General features: G+C 64.4%; 14 protein-coding genes. 4 read left to right on the top strand and 10 right to left on the bottom strand.

What is annotated here, in order from left to right; all coding sequences use genetic code 11:
- Nucleotides 1-102: 102 nt before the first annotated feature.
- Together C266_RS03250 and C266_RS03245 are read right to left on the bottom strand one after the other, a co-directional pair.
- Nucleotides 103-1,647 carry a DHA2 family efflux MFS transporter permease subunit gene (locus C266_RS03250; RefSeq protein WP_036661336.1) on the bottom strand — a complete coding sequence of 515 codons (1,545 nt, stop codon included), beginning with the start codon at nucleotides 1,645-1,647 and terminating at the stop codon, nucleotides 103-105.
- Nucleotides 1,648-1,781: 134 nt separating this feature from the next.
- On the bottom strand, nucleotides 1,782-2,924 hold the full coding sequence (locus C266_RS03245) for an HlyD family secretion protein (protein WP_010807861.1): 1,143 nt from the start codon (nucleotides 2,922-2,924) through the stop codon (nucleotides 1,782-1,784).
- Between the two features lie 117 nt (nucleotides 2,925-3,041).
- Between C266_RS03245 and C266_RS03240 the strand changes: the two genes are divergently transcribed.
- Entirely contained in the window at nucleotides 3,042-4,583 is a 1,542-nt protein-coding gene (locus C266_RS03240) for an efflux transporter outer membrane subunit (protein ID WP_010807860.1), read from the top strand.
- Between the two features lie 106 nt (nucleotides 4,584-4,689).
- Here C266_RS03240 and C266_RS03235 read toward each other — a convergent pair whose 3' ends face one another.
- Nucleotides 4,690-5,730: a DNA-binding protein gene (locus C266_RS03235; RefSeq protein ID WP_081636136.1), complete on the bottom strand. Its 1,041-nt coding sequence runs from the start codon at nucleotides 5,728-5,730 to the stop codon at nucleotides 4,690-4,692.
- 114 nt (nucleotides 5,731-5,844) lie between these two features.
- On the opposite strand from C266_RS03235, the gene C266_RS03230 reads away from it, so the two are divergent.
- The 3 genes from C266_RS03230 (at nucleotide 5,845) to C266_RS03220 (ending at nucleotide 9,445) form a co-directional block, all read left to right on the top strand.
- On the top strand, nucleotides 5,845-7,017 hold the full coding sequence (locus C266_RS03230; protein ID WP_081636135.1) for a site-specific integrase: 1,173 nt from the start codon (nucleotides 5,845-5,847) through the stop codon (nucleotides 7,015-7,017).
- Between the two features lie 173 nt (nucleotides 7,018-7,190).
- Nucleotides 7,191-8,324, top strand: coding sequence for a nitronate monooxygenase family protein (locus C266_RS03225; protein WP_036661328.1), 1,134 nt, complete (start codon nucleotides 7,191-7,193; stop codon nucleotides 8,322-8,324).
- A 14-nt stretch (nucleotides 8,325-8,338) separates the two neighbouring features.
- Complete coding sequence (locus C266_RS03220; RefSeq protein WP_051126114.1) at nucleotides 8,339-9,445, top strand: nitronate monooxygenase family protein; 1,107 nt, start codon at nucleotides 8,339-8,341, stop codon at nucleotides 9,443-9,445.
- A 167-nt stretch (nucleotides 9,446-9,612) separates the two neighbouring features.
- Here the strand turns inward: C266_RS03220 and C266_RS03215 are convergent, their stop codons facing one another.
- From C266_RS03215 to C266_RS03185, 7 genes are all read right to left on the bottom strand, one after another.
- Nucleotides 9,613-10,335, bottom strand: a complete 723-nt coding sequence (locus tag C266_RS03215) for an ABC transporter ATP-binding protein (RefSeq protein WP_010807855.1) — start codon at nucleotides 10,333-10,335, stop codon at nucleotides 9,613-9,615.
- 78 nt (nucleotides 10,336-10,413) lie between these two features.
- On the bottom strand, nucleotides 10,414-12,294 hold the full coding sequence (locus tag C266_RS03210) for an ATP-binding cassette domain-containing protein (protein WP_051126121.1): 1,881 nt from the start codon (nucleotides 12,292-12,294) through the stop codon (nucleotides 10,414-10,416).
- A gap of 110 nt (nucleotides 12,295-12,404) precedes the next feature.
- Nucleotides 12,405-13,283 carry a branched-chain amino acid ABC transporter permease gene (locus C266_RS03205; RefSeq protein ID WP_010807853.1) on the bottom strand — a complete coding sequence of 293 codons (879 nt, stop codon included), beginning with the start codon at nucleotides 13,281-13,283 and terminating at the stop codon, nucleotides 12,405-12,407.
- A 230-nt stretch (nucleotides 13,284-13,513) separates the two neighbouring features.
- Nucleotides 13,514-14,731 carry an ABC transporter substrate-binding protein gene (locus C266_RS03200; RefSeq protein ID WP_010807852.1) on the bottom strand — a complete coding sequence of 406 codons (1,218 nt, stop codon included), beginning with the start codon at nucleotides 14,729-14,731 and terminating at the stop codon, nucleotides 13,514-13,516.
- Between the two features lie 391 nt (nucleotides 14,732-15,122).
- Nucleotides 15,123-18,809 carry a DNA translocase FtsK gene (locus C266_RS03195; RefSeq protein WP_010807851.1) on the bottom strand — a complete coding sequence of 1,229 codons (3,687 nt, stop codon included), beginning with the start codon at nucleotides 18,807-18,809 and terminating at the stop codon, nucleotides 15,123-15,125.
- Nucleotides 18,810-18,907: 98 nt separating this feature from the next.
- Complete coding sequence (locus C266_RS03190) at nucleotides 18,908-19,930, bottom strand: hypothetical protein (protein ID WP_010807850.1); 1,023 nt, start codon at nucleotides 19,928-19,930, stop codon at nucleotides 18,908-18,910.
- 470 nt (nucleotides 19,931-20,400) lie between these two features.
- Nucleotides 20,401-23,418, bottom strand: coding sequence for a bifunctional diguanylate cyclase/phosphodiesterase (locus C266_RS03185; RefSeq protein WP_010807849.1), 3,018 nt, complete (start codon nucleotides 23,416-23,418; stop codon nucleotides 20,401-20,403).
- Nucleotides 23,419-23,576: the final 158 nt, after the last annotated feature.

Raw genomic sequence — 23,576 nt, 5'->3', positions numbered from 1 at the left:
CCACACATGGCGCAAGCACCCAATCAGTACCCCAATAAAAATCAATGACTTACCGATCAATCATCACGCAAATTATCTGAAGTGAATTCTGCTGCCGACGCCTTAATGCGCGTCGGCGCTCGGCGCTTTGGGAGGTGCAACCCGGCGCATCAGGGGCACCATGAGTGTCACGCAAAGAAAGATCAGACCCAATCCACCATAAATGTCGCCGAACGTGATCGTTTGTGCCTCACGCAGCGTCAACAACCAAAGCTGACGCAGCGCCGCCGTTTGCGCATCGAGGGCATCGAGGCCCGCCGCACTCATGCGCGCCCCAACGCCCGCCAGCCACGCCCCGACCGCCGGACTCCCCTCGCCCATGCGCTCGGCCAGCCGGAAGAAATGCAGATTCGTCCGGTCGTTCAGCACGGTCGTGCACACCGCGATGCCGATGGCACCGCCGAGATTTCGCATCAGATTGAACAGGCCCGACGCCAGACGCAGCCGTGCGGGCGGAAGACTCCCCAACGTCAGCGTGACGATTGGAGCGACGGCGAACTGCTGCGCCGCACCGCGCAATGCCTGCGGCAACATGAGTTGCCAAGTGCCCCAGTCGTGGGTAATCGGTGCGAACTGCCACATCGACAAGGCGAAGCCCCCTAGCCCGAGCATCATCAGTACGCGCAAATCGATGCGATTGGCCAATGCCGCGTAGATCGGGATCGACATCAGTTGGAACACGCCCGTCGAAAAGACGGCCATACCGATCTCGAACGCCGAAAATCCGCGCACTCGTCCGAGAAATAGTGGCGTGAGATAGATCGTCGCGAAGATACCGATGCCGGTCGCGAACGAGAAGAAGCAGCCTAACGCGAAGTTGCGCTCTTTCAGTGCCCGGAGATCCACGATGGGCCTTGCGAACGTGAGACTGCGCCAGAGGAACGCGATCATGCAGAGCCCGGCGAGCCATGCCGTCGTGCGAATCGTGCTGTCGCCGAACCAATCCCAGCGCGGCCCTTCTTCCAGTGTGTACTCGAGGCAGCCGAGACTGACTGCCATGAGAACGATGCCCAGATAGTCCGCACCGCGCAGCAGCGACCAGTCGGCACGGTCGATGCGCACCAGCAGCGGCACCGTGACCGTCACGAAAATGCCCGGCACGAGGTTGACGAAGAACAGCCAGTGCCACGAGTAGTTATCGGTAATCCATCCGCCAATGGTCGGCCCCAGGGTCGGCGCGAGCGACGACAGGCCACCGACCACTGCGGCGGCCAGCACACGTTGCGGCCCGGTGAAAAAGGCGAAGGCCGTCGTGAATACCAGCGGAATCATCGAACCGCCAAGGAATCCCTGCAACGCGCGAAACGCGATCATGCTCTGGATGTTCCACGCCGCACCGCACAGCAGGCTGGCCACAGTAAAGCCCGCCGCAGACGCCGCGAAGATCCAGCGGGTCGACATCACTCGCGAGAGCCAGCCCGAGAGCGGAATCACGATGATCTCGGCAATCAGGTAGCTCGTCTGGACCCACGCCGTTTCATCGGCACCGGCCGACAGCCCGCCACCAATGTCTCTTAGCGACGCCGACACGATCTGAATATCGAGCAATGCGATGAACATGCCGACCACCATCGTCGCGAAGGCGATGACCTTCGCTTGCGTCGACATGGCGTCGGCAGAGTAGCCATCGCCAGGCGCGGGCGGCGCGCCGGTCGTTCGCTCATCGTTGGCGGAATGGGCTGGCCTCGCACCGCCCGCCTCGCCCGCAGGCAGCGGCTGCACCGCCCCCGTTTGCGCGGCGCTCATCGCGCGGCAACCTTTGCCGCCCCGGGCGCGGAAGACGTGTCGCTACCGTCGCCACGCGCATCGACTTCCGCCGTCACCGACAGTCCGGGACGCAACGTGCCCAGGCGGCCATCGGCGGCGTCGAGTTGCACCCGAACCGGCACACGCTGGACGATCTTGGTGAAGTTGCCCGTGGCGTTCTCTGGTGGTAACACGCTGAACTGCGCCCCGGTAGCCGGCGCGAGGCTCGCCACTCGCCCATGAAATACCCGGCCCGGCAATACGTCAGCTTCGATCTTCACCGGCATGCCGGCGCGCAGATGCGCGACCTGCCCTTCCTTGAAGTTCGCATCGACCCACAGACCATGCGCGGGCACGATGGCGAGCAACTGCGTGCCCGCCTGCGCATAAGCCCCGGTCCGCGCACGCCGGTTGCCGACGGTGCCATCCACCGGCGCCCGCAACACCGTGTCTTCGAGGTTGAGCCTGGCAATATCGCGCTCGGCCACTGCCTGTGCCAGCGCGGCTTGCGCCTGCTGCTTCTGCGTGGCGATGATGTCGAGCTGACGCTCTGCCGCCACGGCCCCCGCCTCGGCACGATCGCGGTTCGCTGCGATCTGCTTGTAATCCGCGTCCGCCCTCTGCGCGCTTTGCACCGACACGGCCGACTTGGCGACCAGGTCCTGATAACGCACCTGATCGTCGTGCGCGCGACGCGCATCCGCAGCCACCGCCACCACGCTGGCACGCGCTTGCGCGATGACCGCCGTCTGCAACCGGGCAGTGGCGTCCAGATTGGCCAGCAGCGCCTGCTGCGCTGCGACCGCACCTTCGGCCTTCGCCAGCGCCGCGCGGTAGTCGCGATCGTCGAGACGCACCAGCACATCGCCAGCGTGCACCGACTGATTGTCGGTCACCAGGACTTGCGCGATGTACCCGGGCACCTTCGGCCCGAGCACCGTGACGTCGCCGCCGACGTACGCGTCGTCCGTCGACTCAAGATAGCGCGCTGTCGTCCACCAGTAGGTGCCATAACCCAATGCCGCGAGCGCCACGACGACCAACGCGCCGCGCACGGCAAGGCGTCGCGAAAACGCGCGCTTCTCGGAATGGCCGCCCGTCTGGCTGGCGTTCTGGGCGGGAGTGCTCGGGGATGTCATCGGTCGATCCTTCTTCGCTCTAGGGGGAGTAATGAGACGCGCAACGAGGGGTTGCTTTCATAATGGAAGTGAGTATAGAGTTGCGACTATCAACTTGCAAGTTACCAATTAAATTCCATGAACTCCCCTCTGCTGACGATGCCCGGAATCATCTCCCCGATCCTGCGCCATGCCTTGCTGGCGCTATGTGTCAGCGCCCTGGCGGGCTGCGCCGTCGGCCCCGACTATGTGACGCCGAAGGCCGATTTGCCGGGACATTTCGCGGGCAGCGACTGGTTAGCGCAACGCGACGCCGCGCATCACGCCGCAGTCGGCGACGCCGCCGAGGCCGTGCGACTCGATAAGTGGTGGACAAGCTTTCAAGACCCGGTGCTGACCCGCATCGTCGAGCAGGCATTGGCGCAGAATCTCGATCTGCAGGCTGCGGTAGCGCGCGTGGCGCAAGCCCGGGCGCAGGCCCGCGCGGCGGGAGCGCAGCGATTGCCGTCGCTGACACTGAACGGCAGCGTCACGCGCGAGCATCAATCGCTGGAGAGTCCACTAGGCGCGGTGGCGCGCACGGTACCCGGCTACAACCGCAACTTCACGGACTACGACATTGGGGCAGGAGCGAGTTGGGAGCTGGATCTATTTGGCGGATTACAACGCTCGGCACAGGCAGCGGGCGCTTTGGCGCAAGCCACACAGGCGCAACAGGATGGTGTTCGTGTGAGCATCGTCGCGGAAGCGGCCGATGCGTATTTCCGGGTGCGGGCGGCACAGCGGCGGTTGGCGATCGCCCAGGACCAGATCGAGACCGACGCCCGGCTGATGGAGATCGTCCGTCTGCGCTTCAAGGATGGTCTGGCAACGGCCCGCGAAGTGGCGCAGTCCGAGGCCCTGCTCGCACAGGTACGCACCACATTGCCGCCGCTACGTATCGAGCGCGAGACACAACTCAATCGACTCGATGTGCTGATGGGCGCCGCCCCCGGCACCTATGCGCGCCCCATGAGCGCCACCACGCAGGACGACGATCTGAAAGCCCGGCCGCTGACGATCCCCGCCATCGGCGACGCAAGCGCACCGGCCGATCTGCTGCGTCGCCGCCCCGACGTTATCGCAGCCGAACGGCGACTGGCTGCGTCGAACGAACGCATCGGTGCTTCGCTGGCGGAGTATTACCCCAAGCTGTCGCTGTCAGGCGTGTTGGGCTTCGAAACGCTGGCTGGCGGACGCGTGCCGAGTGTGGCAACGTTCCAGCCGCTGGCCGCGCTGGGATTGCGCTGGCGATTGTTCGACTTCGGCCGGATCGATGCCGAGGTTGCACAGGCACGCGGCGCGAACGCGCAAGCGCTTGCGGAATATCGTCTGTCGATGCTGCGCGCGACGGAGGATGTGGAAAACGCGATCGTCACGCTTGTCGAACTTGAGCAGCAACGCAAGGATCTGGCGAGCGCCGTTGACGCACAGACGCGCGCCCGCGACAGCGCCCAAGAGGCCTACACCGGCGGCGCCGTCAGCCTCTACGAAGTGCTCGACGCGGACCGCCAGCTATTGTCGGTGCGCGAGGCCGACGCGCTCGCGCAGGCCGACAACGCCCGCGCCGCCGTCGCCACCTTCCGCGCATTGGGCGGTGGATGGCAATCGGATAGCCCAGCGTTGGCGCTGACGAGGTGAGAGAGAAGCGCGGTCGACGCGCTGAATTCGTGCGAGGGTCAATACCAGCGTGACGGGGAAGTCCGGCCTTCCGTCCGAACCGCTCACGCTGCGAAATTCAGAACCCTCATGTACGCCGTGGCCGGCGCAACACCGAGGTCGCCGGCATGGCGGCGCTGCTCACGCGACGTTTGCGGCCGGGCGGCGTAGCTCGGCCGGCGACGCCGCCGGGCGCAGGCGGCGCAGGCGGCGCAGCCAGCATTGCCTGATAAGTCGCCGCCAGTGACTCTTGCGCAGCAACTTGCTCCCGCAACCGCGCAATCACGGCATCCTGCAACGACTTGGCCGCACGCATCTCGTGCTGCGCTTCGCTCATCGCCGCCAACCCCGCCTCCGCCTCCTGCAACTGACGTTGCGATTGCTTGCGCTCCTGCTGCAACGATTTGATGGACTCGCGAGCAGCATCAAGCTCAAGCATCAAACGATGCTCGTTCGCCTCCGCTCGCTCCCCAAGTTTGGTGCGCTCCGCATCCCAATTGGCGCGGTGTGCGGCGTGCTCGTCCTGAAGCGCTTGCACTGCGTCTCGGGCCGAAGCCACGGCCTGTCGAGACGCGACGGCATCCGCTTGCGCATCGATCAGCAACGTCTCCGCGCGGCGCGCCTGCGCCTGGGCTTCGTCTCTTGCCTGACGCGCATCGGCGGCCGCCGTTTCCGCCGACGCAATCCGCTCGTGGAGTACGGCGCGCGCCTGCTCCAATGCTTCGCGATCCGCTGCCAACTCGGCCTCACGCGCGTCCAGCACTGCGCGACGACTCGCGGTTTCTTCCGCCAATGCCACACGCCCTTCCTGTAGGGCCAGCCCCCACAAATCGAGCGCCGCACGCGCCACCGGCTCCGGCATCGTCACGCCCTCAGGCAATCCTGCGACCGCATTGGCGCCACCCTGCAAGCGCGCGCCCAATCCGGCGAACCAGCCGTCGAGATACGGGCTGACGGTATTCGGCGACCCTCGGCCCAATTGCTGACGAATGCGCTCGATCGTCGGACGCTGCCCGGCCATCAACAACGCATCGGCCGCCATCCAGACGTCTTGCTCGGAGATCCCGCGCCCACCCTGTCGAGGCAACGCCGAGGGCATGGGGGATTTCGGTGTTTGGGACATAGTCATCGCGAAGCACTCCTGAAGATCGACGGCATTGCCAAATAACCCACGATAATGGAAGATTATCGCGGATTATTTATTAAATACGTTATATTTCTTACATATTACATATGAAATCATATGTCAGGCAGAAAAATTACACCTAACCGCACGCCATCCCCCGATTTGGCGTTTGGCACGGTGACACAAAGCCGCTCTGCCTCTGCGTTGCCGGCGCCTCTGGATCCGGGAGCGCTAGATGCCGATGCGCGTGAAGCCGCGCAAGCGCTCGCCCGGGAAGGCGATTCGGCTAATACGCGCCAAAGTTATCAATCGGCCATGCGCTACTGGATGGGCTGGTATCGGCTGCGTTATGGGCAGGCGCTCGTTACGCCCTTGCCGCCGACTGTCGTCGTGCAGTTCGTCGTCGATCACGCCCAGCACCAAGGCAAACATGGCCTCAGAACCGAGATGCCGGACGCCGTCGATGCCGCGCTGGTCGCGCAAGGTCTCAAAGCTCGCCGGGGGCCGCCCGCACTCGCCACACTGCTCCATCGGCTGAGCGTCATCGCCAAGCTGCATACGTCGCGGGAATTGCCGAATCCGTGTGGCGATCCGGCGGTACGCGAACTGCTCGCGAAAACGCGTCGTGCCTATGCGAAGCGCGGCGTCCGGACGGCGAAAAAAGAAGCGCTGACGCGCGAGCCGTTGCGTGCGCTGCTAGCGACTTGCGACGACTCGCTGCGCGGCAAACGCGATCGGGCGCTGTTGCTGTTTGCCTGGGCCAGCGGAGGCCGCCGACGCTCCGAAGTCGTACGCGCGACGTGCGAGAACGTCCGGCGCACCGGCCCGGAGCATTACGTCTATACACTCAGTTGGTCGAAAACGAACCAGCAAGGCGTCGACCTCCCCGAAAATGAAAAACCGGTCGTGGGCGCTGCGGCCGTGGCGTTGACGGATTGGCTGACGTCGGCGGGCATTGCAACCGGTCCAATCTTCCGTCGAGTGCGACGAGGCGGACACGTCGGCGAGCCTCTTTCCGAGGCCGCAGTGCGCGATATCGTGCGTGAGCGCTGCGCACTCGCCAACCTTGAGGGCGACTTCTCCGCTCACTCGTTACGTGCCGGTTTCGTAACCGAAGCGGCAATTCAACAGGTGCCGTTGGCCGAGACCATGACAATGACGGGACACACGAGCGTGGCGACTGTCATCGGCTACTTCCGGCGGGCGGACATGCTGCGCTCGCGCGCCGCCGATCTGATGGGAGACAACGAGGCTCATATGACCGACGACAGCCCCGTTGAGCCAGTCTGACACCGCACATCTGAAACACTTGACGAGATGCCCCTGTCAATTTCAGGGGCTGCCGACATAAAGATGCATTTAAGTGGTATCTTTTATGCGATCAAGCGTATGCCATAGTGAACATAGTGCTGCTGTGACCTTCGCTCTTCCCCCACCGAACCCCTTCCAAGGTGCAGATCGTCATGCCTAGCTCCACCGCTTCCCGATTTCGCAATCGCGCACTTATCGAGCGACTCGGCTTGCTGACACCGATCGTTCAGGCGCCGATGGCTGGCACATCCACGCCAGCGCTCGCCGCTGCCGTTTCCAACGCTGGCGGCCTCGGCTCGATCGGCGTTGCGGCGATGAATGCCGAGGCGGCACGCAAGTCGATCCACGACACGCGCGCCCTGACCCGTAAGCCGTTCAACGTCAACGTGTTCTGTCACGCGCCCGCCAAGCTCGACACCACGCGCGACGCTGCCTGGCTCGCCTACCTCGCGCCGGAGTTCGCCCGCTTCGACGCCAAGCCGCCCGCCACGTTGAGCGAGATCTACACGAGCTTCGTCGCCGAAGACGCTATGTTCGCCATGCTGCTCGAAGAGCGCCCGGCGGTCGTCAGTTTCCATTTCGGGCTGCCGTCGCAGGAGAAGATCGACGCGCTGCACGCGGCCGGGATCACGCTGTTCGCTTCGGCGACGAACCTCGCGGAAGCCCGTGCCATCGAGGCAGCCGGTGTCGACGCCATCGTGGCGCAGGGTTACGAGGCCGGCGGCCACCGTGGCCGCTTCGAAGATCTGGGCGACCGCGTGCCGACCGACGACGAGCAACTGGGCACGCTGGCGCTCGTGCGCCTGATCGTCACCCACACGTCGGTGCCGGTCGTCGCCGCAGGCGGCATCATGGACGGCGCAGGCATTGCGGCAGTTCTGGCTCTGGGTGCGCAGGCCGCGCAACTTGGCACAGCCTTTGTCGCCTGCCCGGAATCCTCGGCCGATGCGGCGTATCGAGAGCGGTTGACCGGCGCGCATCCGCCGCGTACCGCGCTGATTCGCGCGATCTCGGGACGTCCGGCACGCGGGTTCGTGAACCGTCTGTATGCGCTGGAGCAAACGGCCGGGCGCCCCGACCTGCCCGCCTATCCCGTGACGTATGACGCGGGCAAGGCCATCAACGCCGCCGCCAAGGCCAAGGGCAACAACGAATACGCCGCGCAATGGGCCGGTCAGGCCGCGCCGCTTGCCCGCGCCATGCCTGCCGCCGAACTCGTGGGCGTGCTGCGTGCAGAACTGCATGAGACGTTAGACGCGCTGCGCGATCTGGCCGCTACGTTCTGATCGAGGCGCCGTCCATGACATCGACAACTCACATCACCCGGCGTCTCGGTATGTCCACGCCGATCATTCAGGCGCCGATGGCCGTGGCATCGACGCCCGCACTGGTCGCGGCGGTATCCAACGCAGGTGGCCTCGGGTCACTTGCCGTCGGCAATATGGATGCCGAGGCAGCACGCGAAGTCATTCGCCAGACGCGCGTACTGACGGACCGCCCCTTCAACGTGAACGTCTTCACCCACGTACCGCCGCAGGCCGATGCCGCCCGCGACGCGGCGTGGCTCGAGTACCTCGCGCCGGCGTTCGCTCGCTTCGATGCCAAGCCACCTGCCTCGTTGCGCGAAATCTATCTGAGCTTCGTTGAAGATGTGGCGATGTACGAGATGTTTCTCGAAACGCGCCCGGCGGTCGTCAGTTTTCATTTCGGGCTGCCATCACAAGCATGGATCGACGCACTGAAGGCCGTCGGCATCGTGTTGTTCGCGTCCGCGACCAACGAGGCGGAAGCCACTGCCATCGAGGCGGCCGGCATCGACGCGATCGTGGCGCAGGGCTGGGAAGCCGGCGGACATCGCGGGCGCTTCAACGACGAAGGCGATCGTCAGCCGAGCGAGGATGAACAACTGGGCACCTTCGCACTGGTGCGGCGGCTGGTCGCCCGCACCTCGCTGCCGGTCATCGCGGCGGGCGGCATCATGGACGGCGCGGGCATTGCGGCAGTCCTGGCCCTGGGCGCGCAGGCCGCGCAAATGGGCACCGCCTTCGTGCCATGTCCGGAGTCTGGCGCCGACGCCGCCTACCGCGAAGCGCTACTGAGCGGACAACCGCCGCGCACCGCGCTCATTCGCGCGATTTCCGGACGTCCGGCACGCGGTCTGGCAAATCACTTCTGGGCATTGGAGCAAGTGCCCGGCCGCCCTGCCATCCCCGACTATCCGATGACGTACGACGCCGGCAAGTCGCTCAACGCCGCCGCGAAGGCGCACAAGGAAAGTGGCTATGCGGCGCAATGGGCCGGTCAGGCGGCACCGCTTGCCCGCAGCCTCCCGGCGGCGCAATTGATCGACGTTCTCTCACGAGAGACCCGTGAGGCCATCGCCGCCGCAACTGCCTTCGCGCAGTGACCGCGCTGCAACACGGGCGATGCGCCGCCTGCCGATGGTGAAAGGCGAGACTCATGGCCGCAACGTGGTCGACGTGAGTCGCTGACCTCGCCCAAGATTGCCTCTCGGAAAACACAACGGGCAGCCATACAGGCTGCCCGTTGCCGTTAACGCGCCTTGACGCGAGATCAGTGACTGCCGCCCAGATAGGCTGCGCGCACCTTGTCGTCGTTGCGCAGGCTGCCGGCCGGCCCGTGTACGGAAATGTTGCCGTTCTCCAGCACGTAACCATAATCGGCGACTGCCAGCGCGGCCGCGGCAAACTGCTCCACGAGCAGCATCGTCACGCCTTCCGATTTCAGATTGCCGATGATGCGAAAGACTTCGTCGACCAGAATCGGCGCCAGCCCCATCGATGGCTCGTCGAGCAGCACGATGTCCGGGCGGAGCATGATCGCACGGGCCATCGCGAGCATTTGCTGTTCGCCGCCCGAGAGCGTGCCCGCCAACTGATTGCGCCGCTCCTTGAGACGCGGGAAGAGATCCAGCGCGCGCTCCAGATCGGCGGCCACATCGCCGCGCGGGCGGCTGCCCGTCAGGCGAGGGAAAGCGCCGAGCCGAAGGTTGTCCGTGACCGACATGGTGGCGAACACGCGCCGGCCTTCGGGGGAATGCGCCAGCCCCAGCTTGGCGATGCGATGCGAGTCGAGCCCGTCGATACGCTTCTCGCCCAGCGTGATTTCACCGGCGGTCGGCTTGATCATGCCCGACACCGCACGCATGGTCGTCGTCTTGCCTGCGCCGTTCGATCCGATGAGCGTGACGACCTGGCCGCTCGGCACATCGATGTCGATGCCGTGCAGCACCTGCACTTTGCCGTAGCCGGCTTGCAGATTACGAATGGAAAGCATAGTGGTTCCGTTTATCCGTCGTGGCCGCGGTGCGCACGCCGGGGCTTCCCCCGCCGTGCGCCCCGTGCGCGAATGTCGTCAGTGCGTCGTCGTGGCGCCGCCCAGATACGCCTCGATCACCTTCGGATCGGCCTGAATCTGCGCCGGCAGCCCCTCGGCGATCTTCTGTCCGAAATCAAGCACCGATACCGTCTGGCATGTGCTCATCACCACGTCCATGTGGTGTTCGATCAGAATGACCGTGATGCCGTGATCCCGAATCTTGCGAATGATTGCGAGCAATTCACGAATGTCGGGAGCCGTGAGACCGGCGGCCGGTTCGTCGAGCAACAGCAGACGCGGGTCGAGCGCCAGCGCTCGGGCAATTTCCAGCAAACGCTGTTTGCCGTACGGCAGGTTGCGCGCCTCTTCGTCGGCGAGCGACGACAGACCCACGAAGTCGAGCAGCCGCATCGCACGCGCACGCGCGCCGTCCTCTTCCCGCTTGTAACGCGGCAGACGCAGCGAGACATCGACCAGCGTCGAGCCGAACGTGTGATGCAGACCCACCAGCACGTTTTCGAGCGCCGTCATCTCCCCGAAAAGCTGCACGTTCTGGAAGGTGCGCGCCACGCCGGAAAGCGCAATGTCCGACGACGTCCTGCCGGCGAGCGACTGTCCGGCAAACTCGATGCTGCCGGCCGTCGGCACGTAGATGCCCGTCAGCACGTTCATCATCGTGCTCTTGCCCGAGCCGTTCGGGCCAATCAGCCCGTGAATCGTGCCGCGCTTGACGGTCAGATCCACCTGATTGAGCGCCTTCAGGCCATCGAACTGCATAAGCAACTGTCGCACCTTGAGCAGCTCGTCCGGGCCACTGCCTGCGGCCGCCAGCACCGGATCGGTATCGCTTGCGGCGGCCTCGTCGACCTGCGTGGCCGAGACGGTCAGCGTGCGGCGGCGATGCAGAACGCGCGAGCGCAGGAAGCCGACGATGCCGTCCGGCAGGTAGTACACGACGAACAAGATCATCAGACCGAAGATCGTCAGACGCCAGTCCGTGATGCTGTCGCGCCACCAGGTCACGCCTGCGAGTGCAATCGTGCCGACGATCGGCACGGCCGCCTTGGCAAGCGAGGTGCGTCCGCGTGCAATGGCGCTCACCGCCACGACCGTGGTCACCGCTGCGATGATCGTGGCGACGATGCGGAAGATACTGATGTCGTCGAGCAACTGCGGCAGCAACACGATGATCGCCGCGCCCAGCAGCGAACCGCTGCGCGTCTTGCGTCCGCCCATGATGACGGCCAGCAGGAACAGAATCGTCAGCTCGAAGTTGTACGTGTTCGGCGAGATGTACTGCTCGGAATACGCATAGAGACTGCCCGCGAGACCGGCAAAACCGGCGCTGATCACGAACGCATACACCTTGTAGCGATACACCGAAACGCCCATACAGTCCGACGCCACCGGTGAATCGCGCAGCGCTTCGAAGGCGCGCCCGAGGTGCGACTTCAGAATCCGGTGCGCCACGAGCATGCTCAACAGCAGCAAGACGGCGACGAGCCAGTAGTACTCGACCTCGTCGATCGGATGACCGCCGATGACCGGCTTCGTGAGCTTGATGCCGAGTGGCCCCGCCGTGAGGAAGTCCATCTCGTTGATGAGAATCTGGATGATGGTGCCGAAAGCCAGCGTCACCATGGCCAGATACGGACCGATCACGCGCAGCGCGGGTAGCGCGAGAACTGCGCCGAACGCCGCCGTGACGAGAATCGCGGCGGGAAGCGCCAGCCAGAGCGACAGCCCCAGCTTGGCGAAGAACACCCCCGCCACGTAGGCGCCGATGCCGAACAGGCCTGCGTGACCGAGCGACACCTGTCCGGTGTAACCCACGACGATGTCCAGCCCGAAGAGCAGGATCGCGTAGATCATGATCGTCTCGATCATGTGGATGTAATACGGATTGCCGACGGCCATCGGAAAACCGAACAGCGCGGCGACGCCCACGATTGCCGCCAGCTTCGCGGTCACGCCCAGGCCGCCGAGATCGCCGGCCCTGCGGGCGGTAGAGGTCTGTGCGGTCATGGTCACACCTTCTTGATGGCGGTCTTGCCGAACAGGCCCGCCGGCTTCACGGCAAGCACGAGCAGCAACAGCACGAGACCCGGCACGTCTTTGTAGCCGGTCGAAATGTAGAACGCGGTCGTCGTCTCGGCCACGCCCAGGATCACACCGCCCACGAGCACGCCCATGCCGCTCGACAACCCGCCGATGATCGCCACGGCGAAGGCTTTGAGCCCGAGCACAGCGCCCATCGTGGCGCCGGTAAGCGTCAACGGCGCCACGAGCACACCTGCGAAGGCTGCCGCCATGGACGACAACGCATACGAGAAGGTAATCACCAGACTGGTGTTGATGCCCATGAGTCCGGCGGCGTCGCGGTCGTTGGCCGTGGCCACGACGGCTTTGCCGTAGATCGTGCGGCGGTTGAAGAATTCGACAGCGGCCATCATGAGCAGCGCGCCCGCCACGACAAGCAGTTCCATCGGCAGCACGTTCGCCCCCATCAGGCTGATGGGCGACTCAGGCAGCGGCGACGGGAATTTCAGGTCGTCGCGTCCCCAGACGTTTTCCGCGACGTTACGGAAGATGATGCCCAACGCAATGGTGGACATGATCCAGCCGAACTCCGATTTGATCCGCAAGGCGGGCTTCACGCCGATACGTTCGACGAAGGCGCCCTGCACGAGACCGAACAGGCACACGATGGGGATCATCAGCCAATAGTTCAGACCGAGGGTGTCGACCAGGGTCAGGCCGACCAGTGCGCCAAGCATCAGCGCTTCGCCTTGGCCGAAGTTCAGGGTGCCGGACGTCGCGAACGTCAGTTGGTAACCGAAGGCGATCACGGCGTAGATCATCCCCAGCGCGATACCGCTGTAGATGAGTTGAATCAGGATGGTCATGCGGTCCTCTCTCGCGAGTGCGAGCCTACGAGTGATGCACGGGAGGCATTCGATGCGGGTTGCCTCGCGCCGGTCCCGAGTGCCGGCGTCTGGCCCAGGTGTGGCGACGGCGCGCGTGCTGTGCCCGGACACCCCGTTGCCGGGGGCCGGGGCACCAGCGACGCACGCCGTCGTTCACCTGTCATGGCTGCAAAACGCAACCGGAATGCTGCGTTGGGAGGCAGCGCGGCTTACTTCGCAGGTGCCTTTTCGCGCACCTTGCTGCCGGCCTTCAGATCCGCGTCGTAGCCGTACACGACACGGCCGCCCTTCACTTCGCCGATCACAGGAATGTTGGCGGTGATGGCGTCGTGATCGTCATGCGTGAACGGGTGCTCGTAAGTCGTGACCACGCCTTCCACCGGCGTCTTCAGGTCTTCAAGTGCTGCACGCACCTTCGGGCCGTCCGTGCTGCCGGCCTGCTTGATGGCCGCGGCCAGCAGGTAGATCGAGTCGTAGCCCTGCGCTGCAGAGACCGCCGAGTCGATGCGATTGTTCTTCGGCTTGAACATGGCCAGATAGGCGTCGATGAACGCCTTGCGCTTGGGCGTATTCGGTTCCTGAATGAACGTCTGCGGCATACGGGCGCCCTCGCCGTTCGCGCCCGAGTTGTCGATGTAGTTCGCCATCGCGAGCGTCCAGCTACCGACGATCGGCAGCTTCCATCCGAGCTTGCCCATGCCGTTGGCAATCTGCGCCAGTTCCGGGCCGATACCGTACGTGAGGATTACGTCCGCGCCGGCTTGCTTGGCCTTGAGCAACTGGGCCGTCATGTCGACGTCCTTGATGTTGAACTTCTCGACAGCGACCGGCGTAATGCCCTTCGCCTTGAGTGCCTTTTCCAGGTCCTCGCGGCCGAGCTGGCCATAGTTCGTCGAGTCCGCGAGAATCGCAGGCTTCTTGAAGCCGCGACGCGTGATGGCTTCTTCCACGATCATCGGCGCCTGAATACTATCCTTGGCCGAGTTGCGGAAGACATAGTTGTCGGGATACTGGGGCGGTTTGAACTGTTCGGTAATGACCGTGCCCGTGGCCACGTTATTGAACACCGGAATCTTGGCGTCCTGGTAGAAACGCTGCGAAGCGAGTGCCACACCGGTGTTGATGTAGCCGACGGTGGCAACCACCTTTTCCTTATTGATGAGTTCCTGCGCCACTTGCACGCCGCGTTCGTTCTTGGCTTCTTCGTCGCGCTCGACCAGCAAGATCTGACGGCCCAGCACACCGCCCGACTTGTTGATTTCCGACGCCGCGAGACGCACGCCATCACGCATGGAAACGCCCATCGACGATGAGCCGCCGGTGAATGGGCCAGACACGCCAATCTTGATCGGATCGGCCGCAACGGCCATCGAGGCGGACAGGGCGAACGCGACAGCGCCGGCCATGAGCTTGAATCGGAATTGCATAAGGGTCTCCTTCGGTGCGATGCGTTTCGATATGACGCTTTTGTGCTGCGATTTCCTGATGCCGCAGGCCCTGCCGTGGAATGCGCGAATCACGAGTTGTCTCTCTCCCGCCGCACCGCCCCGGTCTTGTAATTCGTGTCAGGGCGATACCGTAAAGCACGCTTCGAACGACTAACCTAGCGCGCCGATTATGTGATCGCTGAGTTTCGCCCGCAAAGGCGGGAATACCCCTACGGGGGCGCGGGTTTGCGCCCCGTTATCGCCATTTGACGCGGGTTTTCAAGGGGTTTTGCGGCGCGCGCCATGTATGGCGCGTGTCGGGACATCGGCACGGAGTGCGAAAGAGTTCGACTCGGGAGACAGGTCGTAAGGCAGATGTAAGCGACGGCGATTAGTCGCCCGGCGCAACCACTTCGCGTGTGCCGTTCCGCCCCATCGGGCTGACCAGTCCAGCGGCCTCCATCTGCTCGATGAGGCGTGCTGCGCGGTTGTAGCCGATGCGCAATTGCCGTTGCACCGCCGAGATCGACGCCCGGCGCGAGTTCAGCACGAATGCCGCCGCCTCGTCGTAGAGCGGGTCGGCCTCGGCATCGCCTGCCGACTCGCCGAACAGGTCGGCCGAGGCCGCATCGCCCGGGTCACCCGCGAGAATCGTTTCGTCATATTCGGGCTCGCCGTACTGCTGCCAATGCTGGACGACACGGTGCACCTCGTCGTCGGCGACGAACGCGCCGTGCACGCGCTGCGGATAGCCCGTGCCCGGCGGCAGGAACAGCATATCGCCCTGCCCCAACAACGATTCCGCCCCCATCTGGTCGAGAATCGTGCGCGAATCGATCTTCGACGACACCTGAAACGCGACACGCGTCGGAATGTTCGCTTTGATGAGGCCCGTAATGACGTCGACCGAAGGCCGCTGGGTAGCGAGAATCAGATGAATTCCCGCCGCCCGCGCCTTCTGCGCAAGCCGGGCGATCAGCTCTTCGATCTTCTTGCCCGCGACCATCATGAGATCCGCCAACTCGTCGATAACCACCACGATGAACGGCAGACGGTCCAGCGGCTCCGGTGCGTCGGGGGTCAGCGAGAACGGATTGCTGACCTTCTTGCCCGCCGCTTGGGCGGCGTCGATTTTCTCGTTGTAGCCGGCCAGATTGCGCACGCCGAGTGCGGACATCAGGCGGTAGCGCTTTTCCATCTCGCCAACGCACCAATTCAGGGCATGCGCAGCCTGCTTCATGTCGGTGACGACCGGGGCGAGCAAATGCGGAATGCCGCCATAGACGGACAGCTCCAGCATCTTCGGGTCGATCATGATGAGCCGCACGTCGTCCGGCGTCGCCTTGTAGAGCAGCGACAGAATCATCGCGTTGACGGCCACCGATTTGCCCGAGCCGGTCGTGCCCGCCACCAGCAGGTGCGGTGCGCGTGCCAGGTCGGCCACGACGGGCTCGCCCGTGATGTCCTTGCCCATGGCAAGCGCAAGGGACGAGCGATGCGTGTCGAACACCGGGGCCGTCAGGATCTCCGACAGGCGAATCATTTGCCGCCGCGCGTTCGGCAGTTCCAGCCCCATGCAGGTCTTGCCCGGAATCGTTTCGACCACACGGATCGAACTCACGCCCAGCGCACGCGCCAGATCCTTCATGAGACCGACCACCTGCGCGCCGCGCACCCCCACCGCCGGTTCGACTTCGAAGCGCGTGATCACCGGCCCCGCCGATGCGCCAACGACCGTCACCGGCACCTTGAATTCGGCCAGCCGCTGCTCGATCAACTGCCCCACTGCGGCGAGTGCCTCGTCGGAGACGACGTTGGCGACGTCCTGCGCAGTCGCAGGCGACAAAAGATCGAGCGATGGCAGATCGTAATCGATGGCAATGCGCGGGGCCGGCAATGCGTACGGCGTATCGGCCGAGAAGCTGGCGGCTGGCGGCTCAGTCGGACGCGTCACGGCGAACGGCGCCGATGCTGCGAACGTCGGGATGGCAGGCACGGCGACGACGGAAGATACGGATGCCGTCGGTGCGAGAGATGCTGCATCGTCGTGCGCTTGTAACGCCTCGTCAGTGCGCGCCCAAGTGCCATCGGCACGCAAGACGTAATGGGGTTTCGACGACGGTTCCAGCGTCTGCGCAGTGGCCGGTGCATCGACGGGCAGAGAGGCGTCCGCCTGATCTGCCGACACCTCGGACGGCTCGGCGACCGGCGCATTGAGCGACGCATGGATCGGCGCATCGGGCACATCGGGCACTTCGACACTCGCCAGAACATCTGCAAAAATAAATGGGCGCGGTGATGCGGCAGCCACCGAGGCAGGCATCGAGATCGGCTCGACGAGTGCCGCACCGGTCGTGTCCGCGAGCCGTGCCGCCGGTTGCAGTTCGTCCGCGATATCCCGTGCAGGCTGTGCCTCGGCAATGGCGACGGGAGCCTCGGCAGGTGCGCTGGCGTCCATCGCTCCGTCCGCAACACGCTTATCGCTCACGGCGGCACCTTCCTGATGATCGGCAGCGGTCGCAGGCATCACCGGTGCCGGCGTGGGGACATTCACCGCATCGGGCGAATCGGAAGCGGACCATAGACGTAAATCGCGCAGCAAGGCTTGCGCCTCGTCGCGCAACGCCGCGAGGGCAGCGATGCGCGCCTGCTCAGCAGCGCGCGCCGCCTCTTGCTGCGCGAGCATTTCCGGCGTCGGACCGGCCGGCAACACTTCCTCAGGCGCGACGTCAACGTCTTTTGCCGACAGATCGACGGGCGAGAATTCAGAGAGTCCGGCGGACAGCGGTGTCGCCGCATCGCTCGCAGACCACAGCGCGGCGCCACGGATCATCGGCGCGTCGGGACTTGCAGCATCGCCCGGCGGCGCGGCAGACGGTGCTGGCGACGTAGGTGCCGCAGGCGGGCTCATCGGTGCGGCAGCGTCGGCAGAGGTGCGATTGACGGCGGACACGTTAGCCCCCTTCGAGGCCGGCACGACAGGTGGAGCGCCACGCGGTGGAATATCTTCGAGCCCGAGTTGCGGCTTGCGGAAGGGGCTATGCACAATCGTGCCGCGCAAATGCGCCGGTGCCATGCCCACGGGACGGCGATAGCCCGTCGCGCCGGGAATCGACGTCGAGTGCAGCGGATCGAGGGGCGCAGCCGACGATGCAGATGTCACCGGAGCCCTGGACGGCATGGGTGCGGGTCGCGGACCCGCCTGCGATGTCCCGCGCGTCTCACGGGACGGCAGGCCCGGCTCGGCACGTACGAACTCGGTCATGCGCAGCGTATCGCCACGGCTCGGACCGGACGCGTAAGCGCCGCGCGGCAAGACAGGGCGTACCCCAGCCGCCGCACTCCCCGCCGCAGTGGCGGCCACCGTCGCGGCGGCGCCCGCACCTGCTCGCCCCACCGAAGTGCCCTTGCCTGCCGGACGACTTCCCGCGCCACTCGCAAACGAGGGCTCCGTGCGCGGTGCACCGCGTGCCGTCAACGGCGGCGGTTGCATGGCATCGAGACGTGCACGTTCCTCGTCCGAGAGCTTCCAGCGCGGTTGCGCCGCGAGACCACGGCGACGCGGCACCGGTTCTTCCGTCAGGCTGCCGACGTTGTGATGCCCTTGCCCAAGCGTGGGCGTGAAGCGCTCGCCGCGTTCGCTCGTGTCCAACGACATCTGTGACAGCCCCCTCGCGGGCTCACGTCCGCCGCCGTCGAAGCGCGATTCGTAGGTGGGCTCGTCAGCATCGTCATCGGCAGGTTTGCCGCGCGAGAACATCCCCCACCAGGTGGTTCCGAAGACCAGCGGAAGCGAAAAGAGGAGAACGACGCCTGCGACGGCCATCGCAAGCGTGCCGCCCAGCGCGACGTGCAGCGCGTGAGAGAGGGATTGGCCGACGCTGCCGCCGGCAGTGATGTTGTCACCCGTCAGCGCGGCAAGCGTGGCGCTCGACACCATCGCGAGCGGCACGCCGAGCAACATACGGAGTGTGCCGGGGCCGAAGATTCGTATCTCACCGCCAAGCAGACCCCGTACGCCAGGCCAGCACAATGCCAGCAACCAAAACGTCGACAGTCCGAACCAGCCAAACCCCATAATCGCTCATGCTTCAGGAAAACCCGGAGTGCGATTGTAGCAGGTAGACCACCGTGTGGCGGGCCTGCCGGCAGGGTCTTTCGCTCCCGGGCGGCGAATCAGGCGTGGCCGTGCGTGCCCGTCGGACGTGGCGCCAGCGACGCCTCGACGACAAGGCTCCCAACAGAGGCTGCCTGCTCGGCGTTGTCCGGCACGACGAGGCTCAGGTTTCGGCGGCGAAGCGAACGCCAGTCGACCTTCTCGAAGATATCGTCGCCCAGCGCGCTGGCGCGCGACAGGTTCTCGACACGCACACCGCGTGCCCGCAAAACCTCGGCCGCATGACGGAACGACGGCTCGATCAGGCTGGCAAACTCGGCATCCAGCCGCGTCGGTGCACGGGTCTGCATCGTCTCGTAAAAGCGCGGTGTCTGCGAAGCGGCACGCAAATCCACACCATGAAGGTACATCTGGGTAAAGCCTAGCCAGGTGGCGACCTGAAGCGCCAAATACGCCACGGTGCCGCCATGGAAAAACCCGTTATCGATGTCGAAGCTGAATCCCATCCGGCTGTTTGCCCCCAGAAATGCAGCGCTGGCGGCGACTCGCGGGTTCGCTCGCAATGCCTCGGGCGTGCTGGCGGCTTCCATTGCGCGCTTGAAGATGTCGTCCACGAGGTAGAACCGGCAGCCGAAAGCCGACATCGGGAACATCTCCAGCAAACGCGCGAGTACCACCGGCGTGACGAACAACACCAGATCGTGCGCCACGATACGACGCGCCAGATCCGGGCGCTGGCGCACGAAACCGGCGTCGAGAATGCAATAGAAGTTGAATTTGACCGGCGCGGCGTCGGCCAGCGCAATGGCGCCGTTCACACCCATGACGTGATGCATCGGCAGCGCGTCGTAATCGATGTCCGCGACCGAAGGCCCGCTGGCGACGATGTGGCAAGGCAACCGGCGCAGGCGCTGCAATTCGGTGCGCCGGGCAAGCGGCACATGACGTCCGCGCCAGGTAAAGCGTTCGATGACACCCATGGCGTCGCGCTCGACACCTGCATGCGGCCACAACCGTTCGTTGTGCCGCCACGTCGCCGTATGGCTGTGACGGTACACGAGTTTGAGAAGCGTCGAAATCATTGTCGTTGTTCTGGTTAGGCTATCTGATTGCGCCGAGCGCACCTTGTGGATACGTGCGGCCCTAACCCCGTTCATGTCGCGTGTCTGTCCTTACCGAGCGCCGGCGAGCTATATCGAACTCCGCGATTTTCCCCAAGACGCGGAAACGACCCACCGGCGAATGGAGGCATGGCTCCATCACGTCGACAAACCAATTCTGCCACCTCGGCTTCGCCAAGGACAGCATTTATTCCAATTGGAATTCTTACGTCGAGTTACGTCTCGATGACGCAAAAAAAGAAAGTGCCTGACGTCGAAACGCCCTATTCATGCGGGTTTCGAGCGCATCGCGCACGGGAAGACAGGGGATGAAACGAAGTCCGGCGAGAAACGAAGCATTGTGGCAAATGCAGACAATGCACAGCCCCGATCGTCGATTGATGTGGCTTTTGCCGGGTCGTTGGCATGCCGCCGTGAACCCGGCCGGCGGTTCAGTGCAGTGCCGAACGACCGCTTGGGGGCGAGTAAAAGGCCTGCCCCAAGTCGACCAGCAACGACGCCAATTGAGGATCACGAACAAAACTTGCCGCGGAATCGGCGGCGAGAATCGCTTCGGGGGTCTGCGGGCGGGCAATCAGGAAACCCTGCACATAATCGACGCCGAGTTCGGACAGCGCTTCGAGCGTCGCGGCATCCTCCACCCACTCCGCCACGCTGCGAATTCCCAGATTCTTCGCCAGCGCCACAATCGCTTCGACGATCGCCAGATTGGCCGGGTGCGCCGCCATGCTCTTGACGAAGGCCCCGTCGATTTTGATCGCATCGACGGCGAGATCTTTCAGATAGGAAAACGAACTGAACCCCGCGCCGAAATCGTCGAGCGCGATGCGCCCGCCCAATTGATGAATCCTGTCGACAAAACGGCGCGTATTGTCGAGATCGTGAAGCGCGACGGTTTCCGTGATTTCGATACACAGCAAACCGACGGCGCGCTCGTGGGCCGCCAGCGTCGCAAAGATATCCCGCACGAAATGCTCATCGTTGAGCGATGCCCCCGAGAGATTCACACACACGAACCGTGTCTTCGAGAGCTGCTCGCGATGCTGATCGATCCAGGTAAGCGTGTTCGTGAGCACCCATTTGTCGATCATGCCGATACTGCCGTTCTCCTCGGCCGCACCGATGATGCGCGAGGCCGGCACGATATTGCCGTCCGAATCCCGCATGCGCACCAGCACCTCGAAGTTGAGCGACTCGCCGGGCGACGCCATCTCCATGATCGGTTGCATTTCGAGGAACAGCGTGTTGGGCGTGAGTCCGGCATCGAGTGCGTCGATGAGCCGCAACTCGGCCAACCGCTCGCGGAATGCCGCAGCGCCGCGCTCATAGACGACCAGTTCGCGGCGGCCCTTCTTCGCTTCGCGGCAGGCGCGGTCGGCGGACGAAATCGCGTCCGGCACCCGCATGTCGGCCGTCAGCTCGATCACCCCGGCCGACGCACGTACCTGAAATGCGCGATCCCCGATCTGGTAAGGCTCACCGGAAATCGCGTCGACCAGCCGGCGCGCCACTGCGGCGGCTTCCTTGATCGTTGCATCGCGAAAGACAACGATGAACTCGTCGCCACCGGTGCGTCCCACGCTCTGATCCGCCGACAGCCGCGCGCGCATGCGATCGCATGCCTGACGCAGCACTTCATCCCCCGCCGCGTGACCGAACAGGTCGTTGACGAGCTTGAAGCGGTCGAGATCCAGATACGCCAGCGCTGCCGGCCGCGCATCGGACAACGTCCGGATCGCCTCGGCGAGCGACTTCTCGATACCACGCCGGTTCGATACCCCCGTAAGCGGGTCGTTCTCCGCCAGATAACGGAGTTGCTCCATCGTGCGAGCCCGCTCGGTGATGTCCTGAAGCGAGCCTTCGATTCGTCCGCTGGCGAAGATCGCCTTCACGAGGTAGCGGCTCGTGCGGCCATCGTCGCGCGGCAGCGAGAGGATTTCGAGTTCCGATTCTTCGCTGTGCTGGGCGACGTCGAGCAGCATGCGCCATGTGTTCTGGCCGAAGAACTGATCCCACCGGAACGCCCGCCCTTCGGTGTTGGGAATGCCCAGCATCGTGTGCAACGCGGCGTTCCCCCGAACGAAAACGCCCTGATCGTTGAGCGTGAAAAGGCCGACAGGCGTCACATCGTAGGCATTGCGAAGTTCAGCCTGCGCTTCGAGTTTGCCCTGATGCTCCACCCGCATCTGCTCGGCAATCGCCAGCGCCGCCATGAGGCTCGAAAACAGCGCCGCCGTCACACTGTTCAGTGCGGACGACAACGCACGCGCATTGAACGCGGCGGCGATCACTTCGGAAAACGTGGCAAATAGAACGATAGCCAACGAGGCGCTATACCAGATGGCGACGCGCGAGCGCGTCAGCACGAGAATGCGAGCGAGCAGCACCAGGACGATTCCGATGCCCAGCGCAGCGACCATCCAGAGCACCGGGATGAAGTGCGCATACGGCAAGGCAATCGCTGCACAGCACAGCACCACACCGGCCCATTGCAGCACCATCACCATCCATCGGAAGCCGACAAGGCGCAGTTCCCGCTTGAATAGCTGAGTGAAAAGCGAATAGGTGAGCACGTAGTAAATGGCGAATGTCGCTTTGCGCACCAGGGCGTCCCAGTCGGTCGGAATGGCGCGTTCCAGCCACTGTGTGTCCGCGCCGAGCGAGTTCGCCGCGAGCCGCAGATTACCGACCAACCATGCTGCAAAGAGCACATAAAGCCATTCTTTATTGATGATGGCGGTGACCAGCACGAATGCCGAGAGCGTGAGCAGGCCGCCTTCGAGCAGGCCATTGCTGCGGTGGAACTCCCTTTCGGAGATGCGCAATTGAGACGCCGGCCAGGCAACCAGCGAAAGATGAGCCGGCCCCGAGAACGTGCCCTCGCAAAGGAGCGTCACGGGCGCGACGAGATGCCCGAGGTCGATGGCAAAGCCCGCCTTCGACACCTGGATCGCCCCGCTGACCCCGCTTCGATCCGCGCGGCCGATGGCCGCTGCGTCGGGATTGCGCCAACAGGCAAGCGTTTGCGCATGACGCGAAGGGAATTCGAGGACGGTGTTCTGCTCGTCGCCCACCTCCGGTACGGTTACACGAAACCAGACCGGCGCCTCGGACAGATGTGTACTGAATTGCTGAACGACCGGCGCACGCTCGAGCGAGCCCTGCACCAGCGGCGGACCGAACGTTGCGGGAACATCCCCCTGCGCCTGGAAGCTCAACGGCGTAGCGCCGCGCACGGCGTACTGGCTCTCCTGGAACATCAGCACGATGCCCGAGAGCAACATGATTGCCGCAGGAACGGCGTACAGGGAAATACTGCGAAAAAGTTCGTCGACTCGCGCAGTAACGCGCCAACGGCGCCGCGTGCCAGTGAGTTCGGCCAATTCATCGCCGAAATCGTTCTTGGTGCGGCCGTGATCGTCACGCTCGTTGCCGAGTTCCCCCGCCATATGACTCTTGTGCCCTTATCTCGTTGGTCGCCCCCGCCTTGATTTCCGGACAAGGCGTGCATTTCGGCTCACCTTGCCGGCCGGGCCGGCCCTGTCCCGTGCGGCCGGTGTTCCGGCCCGCACGGTCAGGTGTCTCTCGCCCGTCCTGCGCGTTACCG

The sequence above is a fragment of the Pandoraea sp. SD6-2 genome (assembly GCF_000389825.1).
Taxonomy (GTDB): domain Bacteria; phylum Pseudomonadota; class Gammaproteobacteria; order Burkholderiales; family Burkholderiaceae; genus Pandoraea; species Pandoraea communis.
The sequence above is the reverse complement of the archived record's forward strand: the minus strand, read 5'-3'. Positions and strand labels throughout refer to the sequence as shown.